The organism is Deinococcus roseus, from assembly GCF_014646895.1.
Lineage (GTDB): Bacteria > Deinococcota > Deinococci > Deinococcales > Deinococcaceae > Deinococcus_C > Deinococcus_C roseus.
Genome location: NZ_BMOD01000008.1, coordinates 106,121 through 127,651, shown reverse-complemented (window position 1 = coordinate 127,651; position 21,531 = coordinate 106,121). Strand labels below are relative to the sequence as shown.

Below are 21,531 nucleotides of genomic sequence, written 5' to 3'. Positions count from 1 at the left end.
AGCCTCACATGGAACAGCGCAAATTGGGAACACTGACCGTCAACGCCCTGGGTCTGGGCTGCATGGGCATGTCTGATTTTTATGGTGCCACCGACGATGCAGAGTCTTTCCGCACCCTGGATTACGCCCTGGACCACGGCATCAATTTTCTGGACACCGCTGACATGTACGGTCCGCACACCAATGAAGAACTGCTGGGCAAATACCTGCAGGGCAAACGCGATCAGGTGGTGCTCGCCACCAAATTCGGGATCATGCGCAGCAAAACCGAGCGCCTGGGCATCAATGGCAAACCCGAATATGTGAAGCAGGCCATCGAGGGCAGCCTGAAACGCCTGCAGACCGACTTTATTGACCTGTACTACCTGCACCGCGTGGACCCCGGAACCCCCATCGAGGACACCGTGGGTGCCATGGCCGAACTCGTAAAAGCTGGACTGGTGCGCCACATTGGTCTGTCAGAAGTTTCTGCTGAAACCCTCAGGCGTGCCCATAAAGTGCACCCGATCACTGCTGTGCAAAGCGAATACTCCCTGTGGACCCGCGACCCTGAAGATGGCTTGCTGGCCACCCTGAGGGAGCTGGGTGTGGGTCTGGTGGCCTACAGCCCCCTCGGACGGGGTTTCCTTACTGGAGCCTTCAGCACCCCGGATGACATTCCGGCCGATGACTTCCGCAAGCACAACCCCAGATTCCAGGGCGAGAATTTTTACAAAAACCTGGAACTGGTGACCCAGATCGAGAAGTTTGCTGCAGCCAAAAATGCCACACCTGCACAGGTGGCACTGGCATGGGTGCTGGCACAGGGACAGGACGTGGTGCCCATTCCTGGAACCAAACGGGTCAAGTACCTGCAGGACAACCTGGGCAGCCTGGATGTGCAATTGACCCAGGAAGAATTGCAGACCCTGGACACCATCGCACCCAAAAACATTGCTGCTGGTCTGCGTTATGCAGACATGGGTTCAGTGAACAGATAAACCTCACAAGCAAACACCCCCAGAGGATTTCTGGGGGTGTTTCACATGAAACAGGGATCAGGCGCTTTTCAGGTAATCCGGAATGGCACCCAGGGGGTTGTCGATGTGCTCGGGGCCGAACTCGATGTCGGTCAGGCCGGGCATGGGCAGTTCAAACAGCAGGTCGGTCATGGCTTTTTCCATGACGGCACGCAGACCACGGGCACCCGTTTTGCGGCTGAGGGCACGGCGGGCCACTTCCTTCAGGGTTTCTTCTTTGAAGTGCAGTTTCACGCCCTGAAACTCGAAGAGGGCCTGGTACTGCTTGATGATGGCTCCATTGGGCTCGGTGAGGATGCGCACCAGGGCGTGCTCATCGAGTTCCTGCAGTTGCACCATCAGGGGCAGACGGCCCACAAATTCAGGAATCAGACCGAACTTGACCAGATCGTCTGGCTCGAAACGCAGGTCCTCGAGTTCCTTGTCGCCTTTGACCACACGGCCAAAGCCCAGGGAACGCTTGTTGCTGCGCTGGCGGGCCAGATCCTCCAGACCATCAAAGGCTCCACCACAGATGAACAGGATGTTGCGGGTGTTCACCTGAATGAGTTCCTGATGGGGGTGCTTGCGGCCCCCCTGGGGGGGCACCTGGCTGGTGGTTCCTTCAATGATCTTCAGCAGCGCCTGTTGCACACCCTCACCGGACACATCGCGGGTGATGGAGGTGCTTTCAGACTTGCGGGCAATCTTGTCGATCTCGTCGATGTAGATGATGCCCCGCTCTGCAGCGGCCACATCGTAATCTGCAGACTGCAGGAGGCGCACAATCACGTTCTCCACGTCATCACCAACGTAACCCGCCTCGGTGAGGGTGGTGGCGTCTGCAATGGCGAAAGGCACTTCCAGCATCTCTGCCAGAGACTGGGCCAGCAGGGTCTTGCCGGTTCCCGTGGGGCCAATGAGCAAGATGTTGCTCTTGCCCAGACCTGCCTCGGGGTGTTTGAGGCGCTGGTAGTGGCTGACCACAGCAACGGCCAGCGCACGTTTGGCCTCGTCCTGACCGATCACAAATTCATCCAGGTAAGCCTTGATTTCTTTGGGACTGGGCAGGTCAGAGAGCTCAAAATCCCCATGCTTGACTTTCTGGGTGCCCAGAATTTCATGCGCCCGCTCCACGCATTCATTGCAGATGAAGGCATTGCGGGTGGGGGATTCGATCAGATGGGCGATCTGCGGGTACGCGCGCCCACAGAAACTACAACGGTCAGCCATTATTGCATCTCACCTTTAGGGGTCGGTTGGACCACCTCGTCGATTAACCCATACTCCAGCGCCTGCTGGGGGGTCATGAAGAAGTCACGCTGCAAATCCCTGCGGATCTGCTCGTCACTCTTGTCCGTATGCTTAGTGTACATCCCCACCAGGATGTCTTGCAGGGCCATGACCTCCTGCGCCTGCACCTGGAGGTCGGGCACACTGCCCCGGAAGCCTGCAGAGCCAGCGTGAATCATGATGCGAGAGTGGGGCAGGGCCTTGCGGCGACCCTTGTCTCCGGCCATCAGGATCACAGAACCCATGCTCATGGCAATGCCCACGCAGATGGTGGAAACGGGGGCTTTGATGTACTGCATGGTGTCGTAGATGGCCAGACCCGCGTACACCTCGCCACCAGGGCTGTTGATGTAGATCTGGATTTCACGCTCGGGGTTCTGGCCGTCCAGCAGGAGAAGCTGAGCCACCACGGTGTTCGCCACCTGAGAGTCGATGGGCGTGCCCAGAAAGATGATCCGGTCTTTCAGCAGGCGAGAATAGATGTCGTACATGCGCTCGCCGCGGCCACTCTGTTCGATGACGTATGGAATGATGCTCATGCCTAGCATTATGTCATGGCTTTGGCGAAAAACACGAGGGTGAATTTCACACTGGGCTTAAAGGCCAGAGCACAAAGCGCTCTGGCGCAGAAGGCTGAGGGCAGCGCCTCAGTGCGACCCAGCCGCCTGGGGAGCACGTTGTCAGAGGCAAGGCAGAAAGCAGAAGGCTTAAAAAGCTTCAGCCAGAGCTTCTGTTGCGCTCTGCCTTCTGCTTGCTCCTTAAAGCGTGCCTCGGTGACGGCACCGTCGGCACTGGAGCGCTGCCTTCTGCCTTCTGCTGCAACATTCACAGGTCTAGATCCACAGACCAACGTTTTTTGGAGAAATAAAAAAGCATTGCCGGTGAGCAACGGCACCCACTGGGCATCCCTTAAGGCTGCTACCTTCCGGTCCTGACCTGGTTCGAGAGCCAATGCTGCGTTGCGCCAGCAATGCGACAGGTATAGTAACACACTCTGGTGTGGCAGGCAAATTTATAGGATGGTGTTCATGGAAAAACTATATTCTTATGTGGGTCCCAGAAACCTGTTGTCGCTCTCCATTCCTGCAGACCTGTTGCGAGTGGTTTCTGTTGCAAGTCTGCTCTGCTGGCTGCAAAAAAAGACCTCTGCCAGTGAACCATGCACAGCCACTTACATTGTTTCCCGAGACAGGGAACTTAAAATTGCTGAAAGGCAAACCGAGCATGTGGCCTGCACTCAGGGAGGCCCTGTGCTGGCGGCAGGAGAAATGACTCTGCAATGGTTCAAAAATCAGGTGCAAGTGCTGGGACTCAGCAACCTGAGCACACGCTTCTGTCCAGAGCCTGCTTGCCTGCAGGTGGGTTTGACCTTGCTGGAAAACCTGAAATTGGATTTGACAGGCTGCACCGTCTATGCATTTGATTTCAGGCTTTGCCCAGAATGCCAGACCATCAATGTGGTCAAAAACCAGGAATTTTATTGTTCTGTGTGCGATGCAGCACTGCCACTTCACTGGAATTTTGAGCACCCGCAGTGAGCCATCCAGCCTAAGCTTTCAGAGGGGCTTGCAAGTTCCAGACTTTTCAAGTAATATTCTTTCTGCCCATCTGGGCAACGTGTCGAGGCGTAGCGCAGCCTGGTAGCGCACTACCTTGGGGTGGTAGGGGTCGTGAGTTCAAATCTCGCCGCCTCGACCAGAATGGATCGAGTGGACCAGACACTCAAACAAAAAGAAGCAGCGAAAGCTGCTTCTTTTTGTTTTGCACCTGTCCTTATGGCGAATCACCCCTCACCCAGATCCAGTCCCATGTTGTTCTGCTCATTTGCAGGCAGGATTTCCAGCCAGTGGGAAGGGCAGGGTCTGAGCAGGTCATGGAGGTCGGTTTTGCCGTCCAGCCATTCCCTGGCGGCTTTCTGGCCCAGAATCACGGGCATGCGCTGGTGAATGTCGTCGAGCAGTGCATTGGCCGGGCAGGTGAGCACCGTGAAGGAGTCCAGCGGTTCTGCTTCAATGAAAGCCCGGTCCCACAGTCCAGCCAGAATCAGGGGACCACCAGAGCTGCTGACGATCTGGTGTTTCTCTTTGAATTTATCGATTTTGCGCCATTCATAAAAGGCAGCAATCTGGATCAGGCAACGCCTGCGCTGAAAACTGTCCCGAAAGGTGGGGAGTTCCTGGGCGGTCTCGGCCCTGGCATTGAAGGTTTTCGAGCCATATTTTTCGATGTCTTCCAGGGTGGTGGACCAGTGGGGAACCAATCCCCAGCGCATCAACACGGCTTCGAGTTGTTCTGGATGCAGCGGATTTTTGCGAATCACAGGGTAGGCATTCCCTGGAAACACATCCAGACCAGGGAGAAAACCATCTGGAAGGGGGATCTTCCAGATGAACTCGGGTTCACGGTTGCCTGCAATCCACACCGTTTCCTCCAGGGGGCATGATTGCATTATGCTTGCAGCGAAATCAGATTGCAAAAGCAGCCTAAAATGACACAACTTCAAAGGGCAGACCACAGAAAACCACCCTTTTTACGGGGCGGTCTCTGCATGATTTCTGGGGGAAGTTGAAACTTTGATTCTGAAGGCTGGAGGTCAGCCTTCTCTGCGGCTGCCGTTGGTGCCTACACCACCATTGGTGCCTTGCCCACCACCCATACCGGTGTTGGGTCCGACATTGCCTCCGGTGGATCCACCTTCACCACCACCACGGTGGTCTTTGTGGACTTTGCCCGTATCGCCCTGGGCATTTTTGTCTTGTTTGATGTGCTTGTCAGTGTCATGGTGATGCTCGGGTTTGTAATTGGGTTCACTCATGTGAATGGTCTCCTTTTTCCGGACTCGGCATCCGTTTGAGATTGGTGCCATTATGCACCGGATGAACCACCCACAATGTCAGAAATCCTGATTTATTTTGCTCACTTTGCTCAAGGAAATCCCATGAATTTGATGTGCGGATGCTGATGATTTCCATATGAAGGCAGATGATTTATGTCAGATAATTTGATTTTGATTTGAAAAAAAGCGGTGTTGTGAATGGGAATGGATTCCTGTCTCGCAAAGGAAACCTCTGATCGCATCTGCCCTCGATCCACTGCAGCCCAGAACCCAAAAGAAAAAGTCGGCTTTCGCCGACTGATGTAAAGCATTATAGCAGGTTATGCATTATTCATCAACTCTACCCAGGACCAGTTTTACAGTTCAGGCAAACCATAGTCCTTCCAGTGCGCTGAGACATGCTTTTTCACTTCTGCGGTCATGGTGATTTTCTGGGGCCACACCCGGTGAAAACCCTCGTCTTCCCGTTTGGGGGTGCCGTCCCAGAACATCTTTCCACTCAGAACTTTGACATCGCGTTCAGGGTCAATGTTGTTGAGGATGGTCCACCAAACGTCTTGCAGGTCTCGCACATCGGTTTGCTCATCCACCAGCAGCACATGGCGGATGCCTGAGGCTGCCGTGTGCTGGATCAGGGCTTCACCCAGTTCACGGCCCTGGTGGGCTCTGGTTTTGTGGACTTTCACCACCCAGTAGCCGTCCGGGGTTTGCCACTGGTCCAGCATGCCTTCCAGCACAGGGAGGTCTTTGACGGGCAATGGTTTGAAGTCATCCTGCACTTTTTCTTCCGGGTGTTTGGTGGTGGCGTCCAGAATCAGTTTGCCACCATAAGACCACTGTCTGGAACTGTGGTCCAGCACATCAATGGGGCCGCGTCCGTGCAGGGTGTGGGGGCCTGGAACGGATTTTAAAGCCACCTCACGCCAGACCCGGTCAAAGTCTGTGACCGGCACGTCTTCATCCAGCACCACGATCACCTTGGCGAACATCATCTGCCCCAGTCCAAAAAGACCGTTTGCAACCTTGTAGGCCTGACCTGGATAGGTTTTTTTCATGGCCACAAAGACCAGGTTGTGGGCCACACCAGCAGGAGGCATGTTGTAGTCCTTGATCTCTGGCACGATCAGTTGAGCTGCAGTCAGAAAGATGCGTTCTGAAGCCTCGATCAGGTAGGCATCTTCCATGATGGGTCTGCCCACGATGGTGGCTGGATAAATGGGATTTTTGCGCATGGTGATGGCCGTGACGTGGAACAGCGGGTATTTGTCCACTGGCGTGTAAAACCCCGTATGATCCCCGAAAGGCCCCTCATCAATCCACGCTTCTGCAGGGTCAACGTAACCTTCCAGAATGAATTCTGCGTTGGCTGGAACGTCCAGATCCACAGTGATGCCTTTCACCACAGGCTGGTTCTGGCCGCGCAAAAAACCCGTCAGGGAATATTCGTTCAGGCCAGGAACCGGGGGCAGAGGAGCAGTTGCAGCATAAATCAGGGCAGGATCTCCTCCAAGGGCCACAGCCACCTCCAGCCGTTTTCCAAGTTTTGCTGCACTTTCCAGGTGCCGTGCTCCGGTCTTGTGGCGTTGCCAGTGCATGCCTGTGGTGTTTTTGCCCATCACCTGCATGCGGTACATGCCCATGTTGTACTCGCCCGAAATGGGGTCTTTGGTGATCACCAGAGGAAAGGTCACGAAAGGCCCGCCATCGTCCGGCCAGCAGTGCAAAACCGGGATCTTGGAGAGGTCCACCTCATCCCCACGCCAGATGACCTCCTGCACAGGGGCGTTTCTGACCTTTTTTGGAGGCAAACTGGCCAGATCTTTGAGTTTCCCCAGGTTGGAGGCCATGCCCAGCAAACCCCCACCCATTTTCACATCCAGCAGTTTTTTGATGCGGTCTGCCACCTCATCCAGCGAATTTGCCCCCAGCGCCCAGGCCATGCGCTCGCGGGTTCCCATCAGGCCGATGGCCAGCGGGAAAGGGCTGCCTTTCACGTTCTCAAACAGCACTGCAGGACCGTCTTTTTTCACCAGACGGTCTGCGATTTCGGTGATTTCCAGGTTCCGGTCCACTTCCCGTTTCACACGGATCAGCTGGCCTTTGCTTTCCAGCAGGGCGATGAACGATTGCAGGTCATTGAAAGCCATAGGCACAGTCTACCCTCTGGTACAGTGAAAAAATGTCCCTGCCCTTTCAGAAGCCATGGGTCTTCATGTGTCTGCAGGCACCATCTTGAGTCCCATCTGCCCGATGACCTCCAGACGGTCCATCTGGCCATATCTTTCGGTCACCAGTCCGTCTTGCAGGGTGTACACGTGGTTGGCCTTGATGGTGAGGGGTTTTCCACTGGGGGCAAAGCCCAGAAAAGGCCCCAGGTGGGTGCCCCGCATGGTGATGCGGGTGGCAACTTTGTTTTCCTCTCCCAGAATGTCCTCGATGGTGACGTGCAGGTCAGGCATGGCCTGCAGCAGTGCCCCGAGTTGCTGTCTGAAGCCGGTAAGTCCTCCGCTGTTGCACTGCTCTGAAATGTACTGGCTGGCCTCTTCGATGTTGTGGTTGTTCCAGCCCGCAAAAATGTTCTGAATGATGCTCTTGTTGTCGGTCATCTTCACCCTCCAGCGTCAGTATGGCTCTGGGTGCGTGATAAAAACGTCAAAACCCGGACGGAGCATCCGGGTCAAAAGTGGTTTTTGTCTTCACTGCTGTCTTGTTCAGAAGTGCAGCTTCAGTGAGGCCCGACGGCTGATCGCTGACGGCTGACCGCTCTTTCAAAACAGGTACTTGCTCCAGGCTTCCTGGGCCACATGGTCCTGTCCCATGGTGAGGACATTGAACTTGGGGGCCTTGGGCACATGGTGCAGGGGCATGTTTGCTTCCTGGGGGGTCTTGTTCCCTTTTTTCTGGTTGCACTCCCGGCAGGCCGTCACCACGTTGTCCCAGGCGTGGCGTCCTCCGCGGGAACGGGGCATCACGTGGTCGATGGTGAGTTCCAGGGTGGAACCGCAGTACTGGCAGGTAAAAAAATCGCGGCGCAGTACATTGCGCCGCGAGAAGGGAACAACTTGCACTCTCGGACGCCGGATGAATTTTCTGAGGCGGATCACGCTCGGCACAGGCATGATGGTGCTGGGGGAGTGGATGAAGTCCTGGCTGTCTTCCAGAACTTCTGCGACCTCATGCATGATCAGCGTGATCGCCCGTTTGATCGACACAATGTGCATCGGCTCATAGCTGGCGTTGAGCACCAGCACTCGGGGTTTGTTGAGGTTCAATAGAACCTGCTGAGTCGCATCCATACCATATCCAGTTTAGCGTTTTTTGGTGATTTGTCTGTTGTCCGGGCAGCGTATTTTGATGAGCGTTATGGCTTAAATTCGCTCTTTGAGGGGTGAAAAATCTGCTGTATTCAGCAGTGAAATTTTGTTTGAACCCAGGAAACAGCGGTCCTCATGCAAACTTAACTGATATTTATGGATTGAAACTCAGGAGTTCAGTTGAATGATGCCCCACACCCCATCGGCCACATATTGCACCGCCAGAGCGCCCAGCAAGACCCCCAGCACACGGGTGACCACATGCACCCCGGTCAGGCCAATCACTTTGGCGATCTGCCCAGAAAGCCTGAGGGCCAGGTAACACAGGGCCAGCACCACCACGGTCACCCCAATGACCACCAGCAGTTCCACAATGTGTCTGGAGGTTTTGGTGGCCAGAATCATGATGCTGGCCAGGGTTCCCGGTCCTGCAATCAGGGGAATGGCCAGCGGAAACACGCTGGGGTCCTGTCTGCTCTGGGCTTCTCGTTCTTCCTCTTCGGTTTCCCTGGCTCCACTGGGGCGGGCAAACACCATGTCCAGTGCAATCAGGAACAGCAAAATGCCCCCTGCAATCTTGAAGGAGAAGATGCTGATGCCCAGATGGTCCAGCAAAGCCTGTCCAAAAAAAGCAAACAGCAGGATGATCACTGCTGCCACTGCAGTGGCCTTCAGGGCAATTTTTCTGCGTTCAAAAGAAGGCCTGCTGCCTGCCAGACCAATGAACACCGGAGCCAGACCAATCGGGTCCATCACAACGACCATGGTCAAAAAAGTCTGGGTGGCAAGGGCAAACAGATCCATCAGCAGACATTGTATCCAATTTGCTCGGGGGAAAATGTCACTGGGTGTTTTGGGGCATGTTGTGTTGGGGTTTCTGAGGCCAGATCCCCCTGTCTTTCGCTAACGCTTCAAGGCTGTCCCTTAACGAAGGGGGATTGGTGTAGGACGAGAGAAATTCCAACACAACACTTCAAACAAGCAGGGGGATCACGAAACCAGCAATGCGCTCAGTTCTTCCAGCAGGTTTTCCCCGTCCTTGACGGTGCGGGCCACCAGCATGATGGTGTCCTGTCCGGCCAGGGTGCCGATGATGTCATCGCGGGTGAGTTTGTCGATCAAATAAGCCACCCCGTTGGCGTGTCCTTCTGCGGTTTTGATCACGATGATGTTCTCGCCGCGGTCCATGTCCCGCACAAAAGAGCGGAACAGTTTGGCAAGTTCATCCATCACGTCGCTTTCGTTGGCGACATGGGCGAGGGCGTAGCGGTGCTTGCTTTTGCCAATGGGCAGGCGCACCAGCCTGAGTTCGTTGATGTCGCGGGAAATGGTGGCCTGCGTGACGTTCATGCCTTCATCGTTGAGGCGTTTGACCAGTTCGGCCTGGGTGGAGATGGCTTCCCGGGAGATGATTTCCTGAATGCGCCGTTGACGTTGTTCTTTGGTGAGTGCCATAAGGATACCTGTAATTATGCAACAGTATATACGGTTTAGAAAAGGGTATTTTTATGCAGTTCTTTTATTCAATCGCGCAACAGCCTCGAAAAGCAGCCAGATTTTGCTCTTGCACTTCCGGGGTTTATTCAGAATCCTGCATGCGTTTGCGGGCCTCATCCAGCAGGTGGCGGGCCACCTCCCGTTTGCTCATGCGCGGGAGATCTTCATGGGAGCCGTCTGGAAACACAAAAGTCACCTGATTGTCGTCTCCACCGAAAGCGGTGCCTTCCCGGGTGGGGTAATTCAGGCAGATGAAATCGGCATTTTTGCGCTGGGCCTTGCCTGCGGCCCGCTCCACCCCTGCATGGGTTTCCATGGCAAATCCGACCAGCACCCTCTGGCCTTTTCTTGCTCCCAGAGCTGCCAGGATGTCCGGGTTGGGCACCAGTTCGATGCTGATGTGTTCACTGACTTTGGCCTGCTTCTCGGTTTTGAGGTCTGCTGCGCGGTAATCGGCCACTGCTGCGGTCATCACCACCACATCGGACCACTCAAAATGCTGTTCCATGGCGTCTTTCATCTGCAAAGCAGACTCCACGGGCACCACTTTTGCACCTGCGGGCGCAGCAATGGACACTGGACCTGAGACAATCACCACTTCTGCCCCTCTGGAAAGCGCTTCCTCTGCCACGGCAAAACCCATCTTGCCGCTGGAGGGATTGGAGATGAAGCGCACAGGATCGAGGTACTCACGGGTCGGGCCAGCGCTGATCAGCACCTTTTTGCCAGACATGTCTTTCGGGGCAAAGACGCGCTTCACCTGCTCTGCGATCTCCTCGGGTTCCAGCATGCGGCCCATGCCTTCCCCCTCGCCTTTTGTGCCCAGTTTTCCAGAAGTCGGTCCCAGAAACTGGTGCCCCCAGCTTTGCAGGGTTTGCCTGTGTGCTGCTGTGGCAGGATGCTCCCACATGGCAGGATTCATGGCAGGTGCCCACAACACCGGACCCCGCACCGAAAGCAGGGTGGCTTGGCCCAGATCGGAACCCAGGCCCAGTGCTGCACAGGCCATGAAATCTGCACTGGCCGCCACGATCACCACAGCATCCGCCCAGTGGGCCAGTTCCAGGTGTTGCGCTCCGGCCTGTGCACTGAACCAGCTTTCATTGGTGTACACAGGGTTTCCAGAAGCGCTGCTTAACGCCAGAGGGGTTGTGAAATTCAGGGCGTGCGCGGTGGCGATCACACGGGTTTCAAAACCCGCCTCCCGGATGCGCCTGAGGACAAAAGGGGCTTTCATGGCGGCCACCGATGCGCAGACCATCACCAGAACTCGATGCATACCGCCAAAGTACCACTTTCCAGAATGGTGTACTTCACCTGCGTGTCAGAAAACACCACAGGATCCAGAGCAGAAGTTCAGAATGACAGCATGAAACCCCTGTTTGCACTGCTGGCCTTTGGTGCCCTCGGTTCTGCATTTGCCGCGTCCTGCGAAGCTTCCTCCAGTGACGCAGCCTGGAAGACCTGTCTGGCCTCTGAATTGCGCTCTTCAGACGCCCTGATCAACAGCGAATACCAGAAACTCCTGAAAACCCTCAGCACTGCCCAGCAGAACACCCTGCGCTCTGAACAGCGCCAGTGGCTGAAAACCCGCGACCAGTCCTGCAAGCTGGACAGCAAGGAAACCAACCGGGAAAAGTGGTTCCAGAAGATCCTCAAAGACCCCTACCAGACGGTCTGTGTGGTGCGCTTCACCGATGCCCGCATTGAGGAACTGAAAACCTACAACCCCAGACAGGACCTGATCGCTGAAAACTACAGCGCAGACGACTACGAATTCTACAGTTCGCAGCAGTACAGCAAGGGCAAATATTACTTTGAAGTCGAGGTCAACACCCCACAAATTGCCAGGAAGCAGGAGGTTTCTCTGTACATCGGGGTGGCGTCTGACCACATGCAGTCTGGCTGGACAGTGAATGTGCGCAAGTACATGACCCAGGACCGCAAGAACATCGTGGGCATCGCTTTCGATCTGGACAACGGCAAAATCTACACCATGCAGGACGGCATCTGGAGGGATGAACCCGGAGGCAACACCGGACTGGACCTCAAGCTGGGCCAGCCTTACCACGCCCTGGTGTCTTCCAGCGTGTCTTTAAAAGGGCTGCAAAACCAGAAATGGGTCAGGATCAACCTGGGACAGGAAAAATTCAATTACGCCATTCCAAAAGGCTACAAAGCTTTTTCCAAATGAAGACCCTCAAGAACAATGCTGTGCTGGTGCTGCACCTGCCAGACGGAAAACACATCATTGTGCAGGACCGCAGGGGCTACAAACCACCCCTGTGGGGTTACTTTGGAGGCGGTCTGGAAGCAGGCGAAACCCCACTGCAGGCCATTCTGCGGGAAATCCGGGAAGAACTGGATTTGCACCTGCAGTCTGAAGATGTAGAACTCTGGGGGTGCTGTACAGGCGAAACCCAGCACATGATGTACACCATCCACGTGTTCGGCCATGCTTTCTCTGGAGATCCTGCTGCCCTGACTGTTCTGGAAGGCGCAGGGCTGGATGTGGTGATCCCACAGGAGATGCTGACCCGCTGTGAAGAGGGAGGGCCAGACGAGGCCATCACAAAGCTGGTGATGGAAAAGCTGCCCTCACAGACATAAAAAAATCCTCCTCTGCATTGAGAGGAAGATTTTGTAGGGGTGCAGCGTGCTGCGCCCTTTGCTTTGGGATCAGTCCCGCTCTAAAGCGTGAACGGTCTGGGCCTGTAACAGGGCCTGTTTGGTGCGTTGCAGGTCCTGGGCCAGCTTCTCCTCGTCGATGAGGTTTTCACCAACCTGCAGTTTGCCGCTGGCGAGTTCGCGCATGGCGACGGTCACCAGGTTGCGGATCTTGGCCCGCTGGTCCACAGGGAGGGCGCTGGGGGTGCCTGCTTTCAGTTGCAGGGCGCGCTTGGCGACCACCACAGACAGGCTGTACTTGCTGTTGGTCAGGGCGAGCATTTTATCGATGTTGGGTTCTGCCATGGTGTCCTCCTAAAGGCAATACATCAGTATAGGCTCAGAGGTCCTGCTGGTCAAACAGCCAGCCGGAAACCAGCAGCAGCAGGGCAGAGAGGGTCAGCTGGAAAATCACAAACTGGGGGTCCAGGGTGACGATATCATTGCTGGCATTGATCCCCATTCCAAACATTCCAATGTCGGTGCTGCGGTCAAACAGGCCCAGGGCATTGTAAATGGTACCCTGCAGCCAGAGGATCCCCAGGTAGGTGATGCCACTGACCAGCCATTCCACCTTGCCCACCCGCTGTCCCACCAGTTGACTGACGTAAGCCAGCACCGGAAGGGGGAGCACAGCCAGCACGATGGCAAACACGAATTTCAGAAGGTCAAACAGGTGGTTTTGCCTCAGGATGTCCTGGATGGCCTGAACGAGCTGCTGAAACGCTCCGGTGTGGGAATTCAGAATAAAGAAAGCAATGGGCACCATCACCATCAAAGTCAGGATGGTCACTTCAATGGCGAGCCACAGGTACTTGCTGGCCAGAATGTGCAGTCCAGAAGTGGGCAGGGAACGCAGGAAATAATGGGTGTTGCGGGCGTATTCATTGCGGATCTGGTAGAAGCCTTTCATCAGGCCGTCTAAAAAGGGCAGGCTGAGCAGCACGGCACTGAGGGCAATGCGGGCCTCGCTGTCCTTGATCTGGAATTGCAGCACCAGACTGACCAGCAGCACGATGGCAGCGGCTCCGATCACCCACTGGTAGTTTTGCTCGACTTCTTTGCGGAACAGCATCCAGAACTGCATCATTTCCCTCCCCGGCGGCGGCTTTCGGCCAGCATGGCGTCCTGTTTGACGGCCCGGTCTATGCTCACGCCCCTGGCGTTGCGAATGTCTTCTGCGGTGCCTTCCAGCAGCACCCGGCCTCCGTCCAGCACCAGCACCCGGTCAAAGAGGCTCTCGGCTTCTGCAATCTGGTGGGTGGCGAGGATCATGGTGGAGTCTGCGTCGTCTGCGCGGAATTCGCGGATCAGGGTGTGCAGGATCTGTTCGCGGGTGAGGGGGTCAATGCCGCTGAGGGGTTCGTCCAGCAGGTAGAGTTTGGCATCTCGGGCCAGGGTCAGGGCCAGACGCACACGGGTGCGGTTCCCCTTGGAGAGGGTGCCCAGACGTGCGGTTTCACTGACGCTGAGGAATTCCAGCACGTCTTTGAAACGCTGCTCGTTCATGGGGAAAAAGCCCTTCATGAAGTCAAAGGCGTACCGGGCATTCCAGCTCATGTACAGGTGGTCAATTTCTGGGAGGTAGGCCACCTGACGGCGGGTGCTGGCTCCGGGGGCTTCTCCCAGCACTTTGATGCTGCCAGAGGTGGGTTTGACCAATCCTTCGGCCATCTTGATAAGGGTGCTTTTGCCGCTGCCGTTTACGCCCAGCAGACCAATGAATTCTCCAGGGTTGGCGGTAAAGGTGAGGTCTTCCAGGGCCACATTTCCAAAAAAACGTTTGCCCAGGTTCTGGGTCTGTAAAATCATGCGCTGGTCTCCAATTTTTTCTGCACAAGGTTTTCAATGGCCTGGTTGTCCATGCCCAGTTTGCGGAGTTCCTGCAGCAGGCGCTCAATGGCCTGGGAAGCGAGGTCTTCGCGGGCTTCCTGAATGCGGCTGTAGTCTTCGGTGATGAAGCTGCCCAGACCGCGGCGGGTCTGGATGAAGCCCACGCGCTCGAGTTCCTGGTAAGCCCGCACCACGGTGTTGGGATTCACCAGTTTTTCCTGGGCAAAGTCGCGGGCACTGGGGATCTTGTCTCCGGGTTTGAGTTCGCCGCGCACAGCCCGGCTCATGATGTCCTCCATGAGTTGCAGGTAGATGGGGCGGGTCTGATCGAAATTGGGGTCATGCACTGGCATCCTCCTGAGATATACCCTAGTGTACTATTTAAGTAGTACACTGTCAACGGTTGTGCTCCTGGACGTGAAATGTGAGGCTTGATGAGAGAAGATTCCGAGGGCCGAGGGCACAGGGTCAAGGGCGGTTCTGTAGAGCATAAGCCTTCGCTTTATGGACACAGGTGTCCATTTTTCTGAACAGCATGACAAAAGGTTTGCACAATGCTCTCGGCTCTCGGCTCTCGGCTCTCGGCTCTCGGCCCTTGGCAAAGCAAATGCATGTCCCACATCCCCAGAAGCTATATTGAAAAACAACATGAACGCCATTGGACTGGACCTGGGCACCACCGGATGCAAAGCGGTGCTGATTGACGCTGAAGGCAACCCTTTAAGAAGCACCTACCGCAGCTACCCCCTGATCAAAACCGAACCCGGAGAGGCCACCCAGAATGCAGAGGTGATCTGGAAAGCCGTGCAAGAAGCCCTGCTGGACCTGAAAGCTGTGAATGCAGATGGACTGTCTTTCAGCGGGGCCATGCACAGTTTGCTGCTGGTGGATGGGCAGAACAAACCCCTGGCTCCAGCCCTGACCTGGGCGGACACCCGGCCTCTGGACACCCTGGCAGACATTCCTCTGGAGGCGCGTGCCACCTACCTGAAAACCGGTGCGCCTTTAAAAACCCCTTACCATCCAGCCAAAATCACTTACCTGCAAAAAAAACAGCCTGCTTTGTTTGCCCAGGCCCACCAACTGGTCAGCATCAAGGATTACATCGCGTTTCAACTGACCGGAGTCTGGAAAGCAGACATCGGACTGGCCAGCAGCTCAGGGCTTTTAAACCTTCACACAGGCCATTGGGACGAAGACATTGTCAAAGCCCTGCAGGTGAAGTCCCTGCTGCCAGAAGTGCTGGATGCCACCGACCTGCTGGGCAACATTACCCCGGACGCAGCCACCCACACAGGTCTGAAAGCGGGAATGCCTGTTTTCGCAGGCAGCAGCGATGGAGGACTGGCCAATCTGGGCACCGGAGCAGGCGTGCAGGACACGGTGATCACCGTGGGAACCAGTGGAGCTGTGCGCAGCATGGTGACCAGCCCACAACTGGATGCCAGAGGCCGCACCTGGTGTTATTTCCTCTCCAGAAACCAGATGTTTGCAGGAGGGGCCATCAACAATGCGGGTTTGCTGATCGACTGGGTCAGGCGCATGTGTTTTCCAGCTGACACCTTCGAGGTGCTGTTCAAAGAGGCTGCAGAGGTGCCAGACTCTGAAGGCTTGCTGCTGCTGCCCTACCTGACCGGGGAACGCAGCCCACACTGGAAATCTGACCTGACCGCCACGTTGCATGGTCTGGCCTTGCAGCACACCAGAGGGCACATTGCCAGGGCTGCTCTGGAAGCAGTGTGTTTCTCGCTGGCAGAGGTGCACGATCTGGTTTCTGCCGGAACCACCCGTGTGCTGGTGACCGGGAACATCACCAGAAGCCCACTGTGGATGCAGGTGCTCAGCAACGTGCTGAACCGGGATCTGGTGGTGGCCAGCAGTGTGGACGCTTCTGCACTGGGGGCAGCAATGGTGACACGGCACGCATTAGACAACCGTCTCGGTGAGTTAACGTACAAAGTACAATATGCTTTAGGTTTTGCCCCCCAGCCTGAGGAAGCCGCTCTGCTCAGGGCCACCAGGGAACACTGGAGGGGTTTATTCACCAGCATCTGGAAGGAGTTGTAAACATGGGTCAATCTGATATTGCCGTGATGGGTCTCGCCGTGATGGGCGAAAACCTGATCCTCAACATGGCCTCCAAGGGCTTCACTGTCACCGCCTACAACCGCAGCACCGACAAGGTCAAAGCTTTTATTGAAGGCCGTGCCAAAGGCGAAAGCATCGTGGGGGTTTACTCCCTGCAAGAACTGGCAGACAGCCTCAAGCGCCCCCGCAAGGTCATGCTGATGATCAAAGCAGGCAGCGCAGTGGACGCCTCCATCGAATCCCTGCTGCCTTACCTGGAAGAGGGAGACATCATCATCGATGGTGGCAACAGCCACCCTGCCGACTCTGACCGCCGCACCGCCTACCTCAAAGAGAAAGGCATCCTGTTCATCGGCACCGGGGTTTCCGGTGGTGAAGAAGGTGCACTCAAAGGCCCCTCCATCATGCCCGGCGGCAACAGCGCAGCCTGGGAGCACGTCAAACCCATTTTCCAGGGCATCTCTGCCAAAGTCTCTGACGGCAGCCCCTGCTGTGACTGGGTCGGCGAAAACGGCGCAGGCCACTTTGTGAAGATGGTGCACAACGGCATCGAGTACGGCGACATGCAGATGATCGCAGAAGCCTACAGCATCCTGCGCGGCGTGGCTGGACTTTCCAACGCTGAAATTGCCCAGATTTTCTCCGAGTGGAACACCGGGGAACTCGACAGCTTCCTGATCGAGATCACCGCAGACATCCTCACCAAAAAAGACGAGGAAACCGGCAAGGACCTCGTGGATGTGATCCTGGACAGTGCAGGCCAGAAAGGCACCGGAAAATGGACCTCCGTGTACGCCCTGGACGTGGGCAGCCCCAGCAGCACCATCGCTGAAGCTGTGTTTGCCCGCTGCATCTCCGCCCTCAAGAACGAGCGCGTGCAGGCCAGCAAACTTTTCACCGGTCCCCAGGACGCCTTTCAGGGCGACAAAGCAGAATTCATCGAGAAGGTGCGCAAGGCTCTGTTCGCCAGCAAGATCTGCTCCTACGCCCAGGGTTACCAGCTGATGCGCCTCACCGCCAAAGAGCAGGGCTGGACCCTGAACTACGGCTCAATCGCCCTGATGTGGCGTGGCGGCTGCATCATCCGTGCCCAGTTCCTGGAGAACATCAAAGAAGCCTTCGACAAGAACCCCGAACTGGCCAACCTGCTCCTGGATGAGTACTTCGCCAACATCATCCAGAACTACCAGCAGCCCTGGCGTGAAGTGGTGGCCCAGGCCATCCTGTCTGGGGTGTGGGTTCCCGCGTTCAGCAGCGCCATCTCCTACTTCGATGGTTACCGCTCCGAAATCGTGTCTGCCAACATCATCCAGGCCCAGCGCGACTACTTCGGTGCCCACACCTACGAGCGTCTGGACAGACCCCGTGGCGAATTCTTCCACACCAACTGGACGGGTCGTGGTGGCACCACGGCGAGCAGCACTTACAACGTTTAAGGGCCAGCGGCCTGCCGAGAGCCGGGGGCCGAGGGCTGAGAGCTGAAGGCATGATCAGGCCCTAAAGGTCTTCTTGTACAATCCAACTTTGTAGGGGCGCAGCACGCTGCGCCCTTTTTCTTTTGATTCAGAATATTGATTTGGTCTTCTGCCCTCGGCAGGCCGTAGGCCCTCACGCATCAAACATGGTCAAGGCATCCTGATCCAGGGTGTCCTGAATCCATTGCCTGAGGCTGATCCGCAAGGCATCCGGGCTTTCGTTGCGGTGCATCTGCTTGAGGTGTTGCAGGGCAGAAGGGGCACCCCGTCCCACGAATTCCCGCAGGATCACCTCCAGGCGAAACCACAGGCTGTGCAGTTCTGCATTGCGGCGCTGTTGCTGGTAGGTTCTGAAGGCCGTCATGATGTTGGGGGGCAGCGGATGGGGGACCTCCAGCACATGATAGGTGCCCTCATCAGGGTGTTCAGGAGGCAGCAGGGCGTCCCCATCCACCCACAGGCAGACATGCAAAGGATGGGCTTCTTGCAGCACACAGCCGGTGAAGACCTCCTGGTACAGGCTCAGGTGCAACTTTGTCCAGTTCTGCTCGGGTCTGGAACGGGCGCTGCCATGGGTGAGGGCCAGAATGGCCCGTGCGCTTTCTGGCGGAATCTGGTAACCCACAAAACCCAGGTCTGGAGCCTGGTACAGCATTTCCAGGGCACTGACCGCGTCTTTCTGGTTCCAGAGGGCCACCAGCAGCTCTCCTTGCAGGAACAGGAAAAAAGCCTCCTGATTGTGGGTGCCCAGCACAGCGGTCATTTTGTGGTCTTCAATGAGGGGGAGCAACTCCTGAAAAAGCTGCTCTGCGGTCATCTCCACACCCAGGGGCTGGTGCCTGGGAAGCTGGGACAGCACCCGATTTTGCACCTCGGGGGTGAATTTCATCCCGACTTCCTGGGTGAGAAATAGATCAGGATGCTCATGCCGGTCAGCCAGATCACCTCGTAGATGGTGTGGGTGATGGGGGACCAGGTCCACACAATGGCGATGATGCGTCCGACATTGACCAGGGCCAGGGCAATGCTGATCACCTGCACCTGTTTGCCGATGCGTCCTCCGCCAATCAGGAAACTTTGCAGCAGGTACAGCACAAAAACCAGCATGATGATGGCGTGAATCAGGATGCTCAGCAGGGGCATGCTGTTGAAGTAGGTGGTGTAAATGTACACCGTGATGGAACTGCAGATGGCTGCAATGCCGATCAGGAGGGCAAAACGCCCGTTGGGGTACAGCCCCTGCTGCTCCATGATGTAAGGCAGGCTGAAACTGCCCATCATGATGCTGATGGTGGCCAGCAGGAACACATAATCGCTGCTGGGATCCAGCGCTCCGGTCAGGTGCAGGTACTGTTTGCCAGGCAGCAGCATCAGGTCGCCGATGGTGACCAGCAGAACACCCCAGCTCAGGCCCAGAAAAGGCGTTTTGAGGGCCCGTGGGGCCTGCTGATAGAACGTGTTGAGGGCCGCTGCTCCCAGGGCATCGCTGAGCAGGATGGGAAGGTGTCGCCAGGGGATCTGGGGGTCAATGAGTACCAGAACAAACCACCCAATCCAGAAAAGCCCCATCAGAGCCAATCGCTGTGGAAGAGGGGTTCTCAGGAGCATGCTGGAACCAGTCTAACACATGCTTTTGTCGGGCCTGTGCGCAGTTTTGGGGGTCTTGAGTTTGAGGGGAGACTTGTGCTAGCATGGGGGCTTGAGTCCCCTTTTTGAAAAGGGGTGTTCTGGGAGGCACAAAAAATGTTTGCAATTGTCCAAAGCGGCGGCAAGCAGTACCGCGTGAGTGAAGGGGATGTGATCCGCGTTGAGCGCGTGAAAGCAGACGCCGGCGCCACCGTTGAACTGCCTGTGCTGCTCCTGCAAGGCGAAAACACCCTGGTGGGTGAAGGCGTTCAAGGCAAGCTCGTGAAGGCTGAAGTGGTCGCTCACGGTCTGAGCAAGAAAATCTATGTCCGCAAGTACAAGAGCGGCATTCAATACCGTCGCCGTAACGGTCACCGTCAGCAGTTCACCACGCTGAAAATCACGGCGCTCGGGTAAGAGGTAACAGGCCATGGCACACAAAAAAGGTGTAGGTTCCTCTAAAAACGGTCGTGACAGCAACCCCAAATACCTCGGCGTCAAGAAGTTTGGCGGCGAAGTGGTGCTGGCTGGCAACATCCTGGTCCGTCAACGCGGAACCAAGTTCCAGGCCGGAAGCGGCGTGGGCATGGGCCGCGACCACACCCTGTTCGCTCTGCTGGACGGCGTGGTGACCTTTGCTGACAAAGGCACCAAAGGCCGCTTCATCAGCGTGCAGGCCCAGGTCGCCGCAGCAGATTGATCCCGAATTCGGGTGAGGGCCAGGGCAACCCTGGCCCTCATTTTTGTGCCCTCATGTTTGTCATGTGACTCATCTGCAAAACCCTGACACTCAAGTCATGCAGAGTCAAGTCATGCAGAGTCAAGTCATGCAGAGTCAAATCAAGCAGAGGCTTTTTGTGACCTTTATTCTGGCCGCTTCACTGGCCCAGGCCCAGGACTTCAACGGTGCCCGCATGGTCTCTGAAAACACCATCTGGGGATTCACGCGGGGCGGGGTGTACCTCTCGCAGGACCGGGCCCGCAGCTGGAATCAGGTGACACCAGCGTTCACAGAGAAAGTGCAGGCCCTGCAGGGTTTCGCACTGGACGAGAACCGGGCCTGGGTGACGGCGCAACTGGATGGCAAGGTTTTGCTGGCCTTCACCCAGGATGCCGGACAGAACTGGACCCAGATGAAGATGGCCGATGTGGGGCAGGGGGCCTGGGTGAAATTCCGGGATCCTCAAAACGGCATCGGGCTGATTGGGATGGATGCAGGCATGAGCCACCAGGCGTTCATTCTGCTGAAGACCAGCAATGGTGGCATCACCTGGCAAAAGGTCAACAGCAGCCAGAACAGCTATTTCCAGATGCCAGAACTGCAAGGCGGCACCCTCCCAGACATCTGCTGTTTCACAGATGCAGTGTTTCTGACCGACAAAAACGTGCTGGTGACGGGCGGATACACCCCCACAGAGAAGCCCTATTTCTTCAGGAGCAACAACGGAGGCAAGTCTTTTTCTGCGGCAAATTCCCTGTTGCCTTTGAATGCCACCGAGCGAAAAAGCTTCTCCCGTCTGGAAATCCCGTATGCTAAAGGGGATGTGGTGCTGATGGCAGGTGTGTTCAGCACCCCCGAACAGCCCAGTTATCTGGTCACCTTCCTGTCGCAGGATGGCGGAAAGAGCTGGGTCAGAGGAGAAAAACTCAACCCCAGATCTCAACCCCAACTGACACAGGTGGTCTTCACAGACGCCAAAAACGGATTCACCTGGCTGGGAGGCAAGCTTTACATGACCTCCACCGCCGGACAGACCTGGCACCAGATCGTGGTGCCCTTTGAAAATGCTGCAGGGTTCAAACAGATCTCCTTCGCAGACCCCAAAAACGGCATGGCCCTGCTGGACACCGCTCTGTGGATCACATCGGACGGTGGGGCGTCATGGCAGGAAATCAAGAGGTGA

At 56.2% G+C, this 21,531-nt stretch carries 25 protein-coding genes, 1 tRNA gene and 1 other RNA gene; 10 read left to right on the top strand and 17 right to left on the bottom strand.

Going from position 1 to position 21,531, the window contains the following annotated elements; genetic code table 11:
* Window positions 1-8: 8 nt before the first annotated feature.
* Window positions 9-980: an aldo/keto reductase gene (locus tag IEY52_RS12535; protein WP_189003034.1), complete on the top strand. Its 972-nt coding sequence runs from the start codon at window positions 9-11 to the stop codon at window positions 978-980.
* Window positions 981-1,037: 57 nt separating this feature from the next.
* On the opposite strand, the gene clpX is transcribed toward IEY52_RS12535, so the two are convergent.
* The 3 genes from clpX to ffs all read right to left on the bottom strand — a co-directional run bounded on the left by clpX (window position 1,038) and on the right by ffs (window position 3,262).
* Entirely contained in the window at window positions 1,038-2,231 is a 1,194-nt protein-coding gene (gene clpX, locus IEY52_RS12530; RefSeq protein ID WP_189003033.1) for an ATP-dependent Clp protease ATP-binding subunit ClpX, read from the bottom strand.
* Entirely contained in the window at window positions 2,231-2,830 is a 600-nt protein-coding gene (locus IEY52_RS12525; RefSeq protein WP_189003032.1) for an ATP-dependent Clp protease proteolytic subunit, read from the bottom strand. Before IEY52_RS12525 ends, clpX begins: the two co-directional genes overlap by 1 nt.
* 333 nt (window positions 2,831-3,163) lie before the next feature.
* Window positions 3,164-3,262, bottom strand: an RNA gene (gene ffs, locus IEY52_RS12520) — signal recognition particle sRNA small type.
* A gap of 297 nt (window positions 3,263-3,559) precedes the next feature.
* Here ffs and IEY52_RS12515 point away from each other — a divergent pair.
* Together IEY52_RS12515 and IEY52_RS12510 are read left to right on the top strand one after the other, a co-directional pair.
* Entirely contained in the window at window positions 3,560-3,829 is a 270-nt protein-coding gene (locus tag IEY52_RS12515) for a hypothetical protein (RefSeq protein WP_189003031.1), read from the top strand.
* 83 nt (window positions 3,830-3,912) lie between these two features.
* A tRNA-Pro gene (locus IEY52_RS12510) sits at window positions 3,913-3,989 on the top strand.
* Between the two features lie 85 nt (window positions 3,990-4,074).
* Here the strand turns inward: IEY52_RS12510 and IEY52_RS12505 are convergent.
* The 8 genes from IEY52_RS12505 to coaBC all read right to left on the bottom strand — a co-directional run bounded on the left by IEY52_RS12505 (window position 4,075) and on the right by coaBC (window position 11,217).
* Complete coding sequence (locus tag IEY52_RS12505) at window positions 4,075-4,740, bottom strand: SOS response-associated peptidase (RefSeq protein ID WP_189003030.1); 666 nt, start codon at window positions 4,738-4,740, stop codon at window positions 4,075-4,077.
* A gap of 144 nt (window positions 4,741-4,884) precedes the next feature.
* Window positions 4,885-5,106: a hypothetical protein gene (locus IEY52_RS12500; RefSeq protein WP_189003029.1), complete on the bottom strand. Its 222-nt coding sequence runs from the start codon at window positions 5,104-5,106 to the stop codon at window positions 4,885-4,887.
* A gap of 377 nt (window positions 5,107-5,483) precedes the next feature.
* Window positions 5,484-7,274, bottom strand: a complete 1,791-nt coding sequence (locus IEY52_RS12495) for a menaquinone biosynthesis decarboxylase (protein WP_189003028.1) — start codon at window positions 7,272-7,274, stop codon at window positions 5,484-5,486.
* A gap of 63 nt (window positions 7,275-7,337) precedes the next feature.
* Entirely contained in the window at window positions 7,338-7,733 is a 396-nt protein-coding gene (locus IEY52_RS12490) for an ester cyclase (protein WP_189003027.1), read from the bottom strand.
* A 162-nt stretch (window positions 7,734-7,895) separates the two neighbouring features.
* Window positions 7,896-8,423 carry an HNH endonuclease gene (locus tag IEY52_RS12485; protein ID WP_189003026.1) on the bottom strand — a complete coding sequence of 176 codons (528 nt, stop codon included), beginning with the start codon at window positions 8,421-8,423 and terminating at the stop codon, window positions 7,896-7,898.
* Between the two features lie 186 nt (window positions 8,424-8,609).
* Window positions 8,610-9,245, bottom strand: a complete 636-nt coding sequence (locus IEY52_RS12480; protein WP_189003025.1) for a MarC family protein — start codon at window positions 9,243-9,245, stop codon at window positions 8,610-8,612.
* 186 nt (window positions 9,246-9,431) lie between these two features.
* Window positions 9,432-9,896: an arginine repressor gene (argR, locus tag IEY52_RS12475; RefSeq protein ID WP_034344550.1), complete on the bottom strand. Its 465-nt coding sequence runs from the start codon at window positions 9,894-9,896 to the stop codon at window positions 9,432-9,434.
* A 124-nt stretch (window positions 9,897-10,020) separates the two neighbouring features.
* On the bottom strand, window positions 10,021-11,217 hold the full coding sequence (coaBC, locus tag IEY52_RS12470) for a bifunctional phosphopantothenoylcysteine decarboxylase/phosphopantothenate--cysteine ligase CoaBC (protein WP_189003024.1): 1,197 nt from the start codon (window positions 11,215-11,217) through the stop codon (window positions 10,021-10,023).
* Between the two features lie 90 nt (window positions 11,218-11,307).
* Here coaBC and IEY52_RS12465 point away from each other — a divergent pair, with 90 nt between their 5' ends.
* Both IEY52_RS12465 and IEY52_RS12460 read left to right on the top strand, forming a co-directional pair.
* Window positions 11,308-12,132 carry a lysozyme inhibitor LprI family protein gene (locus IEY52_RS12465; RefSeq protein ID WP_189003023.1) on the top strand — a complete coding sequence of 275 codons (825 nt, stop codon included), beginning with the start codon at window positions 11,308-11,310 and terminating at the stop codon, window positions 12,130-12,132.
* A complete protein-coding gene (locus IEY52_RS12460) occupies window positions 12,129-12,548 on the top strand; it encodes an NUDIX domain-containing protein (RefSeq protein ID WP_189003022.1) in 420 nt (139 codons plus the stop codon). The genes IEY52_RS12465 and IEY52_RS12460 overlap by 4 nt, the downstream gene beginning before the upstream one ends.
* 69 nt (window positions 12,549-12,617) lie before the next feature.
* Here the strand turns inward: IEY52_RS12460 and rpoZ are convergent, their stop codons facing one another.
* The 4 genes from rpoZ to IEY52_RS12440 are packed head-to-tail and all read right to left on the bottom strand — an operon-like array spanning window position 12,618 to window position 14,785.
* The gene (gene rpoZ / locus IEY52_RS12455) at window positions 12,618-12,911 is read right to left on the bottom strand and encodes a DNA-directed RNA polymerase subunit omega (RefSeq protein ID WP_189003021.1); all 294 of its coding nucleotides are present in this window, start codon (window positions 12,909-12,911) and stop codon (window positions 12,618-12,620) included.
* A 34-nt stretch (window positions 12,912-12,945) separates the two neighbouring features.
* Complete coding sequence (locus IEY52_RS12450) at window positions 12,946-13,695, bottom strand: hypothetical protein (protein WP_189003020.1); 750 nt, start codon at window positions 13,693-13,695, stop codon at window positions 12,946-12,948.
* Window positions 13,692-14,417: an ABC transporter ATP-binding protein gene (locus tag IEY52_RS12445; protein ID WP_189003019.1), complete on the bottom strand. Its 726-nt coding sequence runs from the start codon at window positions 14,415-14,417 to the stop codon at window positions 13,692-13,694. Before IEY52_RS12445 ends, IEY52_RS12450 begins: the two co-directional genes overlap by 4 nt.
* Window positions 14,414-14,785, bottom strand: coding sequence for a GntR family transcriptional regulator (locus tag IEY52_RS12440; protein WP_189003018.1), 372 nt, complete (start codon window positions 14,783-14,785; stop codon window positions 14,414-14,416). Before IEY52_RS12440 ends, IEY52_RS12445 begins: the two co-directional genes overlap by 4 nt.
* Window positions 14,786-15,086: 301 nt before the next feature.
* Between IEY52_RS12440 and IEY52_RS12435 the strand changes: the two genes are divergently transcribed.
* Entirely contained in the window at window positions 15,087-16,505 is a 1,419-nt protein-coding gene (locus tag IEY52_RS12435) for a gluconokinase (protein WP_189003017.1), read from the top strand.
* 2 nt (window positions 16,506-16,507) lie between these two features.
* The gene (gene gnd / locus IEY52_RS12430; protein WP_189003016.1) at window positions 16,508-17,962 is read left to right on the top strand and encodes a decarboxylating NADP(+)-dependent phosphogluconate dehydrogenase; all 1,455 of its coding nucleotides are present in this window, start codon (window positions 16,508-16,510) and stop codon (window positions 17,960-17,962) included.
* A 172-nt stretch (window positions 17,963-18,134) separates the two neighbouring features.
* Here gnd and IEY52_RS12425 read toward each other — a convergent pair whose 3' ends face one another.
* Both IEY52_RS12425 and IEY52_RS12420 read right to left on the bottom strand, forming a co-directional pair.
* Entirely contained in the window at window positions 18,135-18,890 is a 756-nt protein-coding gene (locus IEY52_RS12425; RefSeq protein WP_189003015.1) for a hypothetical protein, read from the bottom strand.
* Window positions 18,887-19,609 (bottom strand): hypothetical protein, encoded by a 723-nt coding sequence (locus tag IEY52_RS12420; RefSeq protein ID WP_189003014.1) that lies wholly within the window; start codon window positions 19,607-19,609, stop codon window positions 18,887-18,889. The genes IEY52_RS12425 and IEY52_RS12420 overlap by 4 nt, the downstream gene beginning before the upstream one ends.
* A 135-nt stretch (window positions 19,610-19,744) precedes the next feature.
* Here IEY52_RS12420 and rplU point away from each other — a divergent pair, with 135 nt between their 5' ends.
* The 3 genes from rplU (at window position 19,745) to IEY52_RS12405 (ending at window position 21,531) form a co-directional block, all read left to right on the top strand.
* Window positions 19,745-20,044 (top strand): 50S ribosomal protein L21, encoded by a 300-nt coding sequence (gene rplU / locus IEY52_RS12415; protein ID WP_189003013.1) that lies wholly within the window; start codon window positions 19,745-19,747, stop codon window positions 20,042-20,044.
* 13 nt (window positions 20,045-20,057) lie between these two features.
* A complete protein-coding gene (gene rpmA, locus IEY52_RS12410; RefSeq protein WP_189003012.1) occupies window positions 20,058-20,327 on the top strand; it encodes a 50S ribosomal protein L27 in 270 nt (89 codons plus the stop codon).
* 127 nt (window positions 20,328-20,454) lie between these two features.
* Complete coding sequence (locus IEY52_RS12405) at window positions 20,455-21,531, top strand: sialidase family protein (RefSeq protein ID WP_189003011.1); 1,077 nt, start codon at window positions 20,455-20,457, stop codon at window positions 21,529-21,531.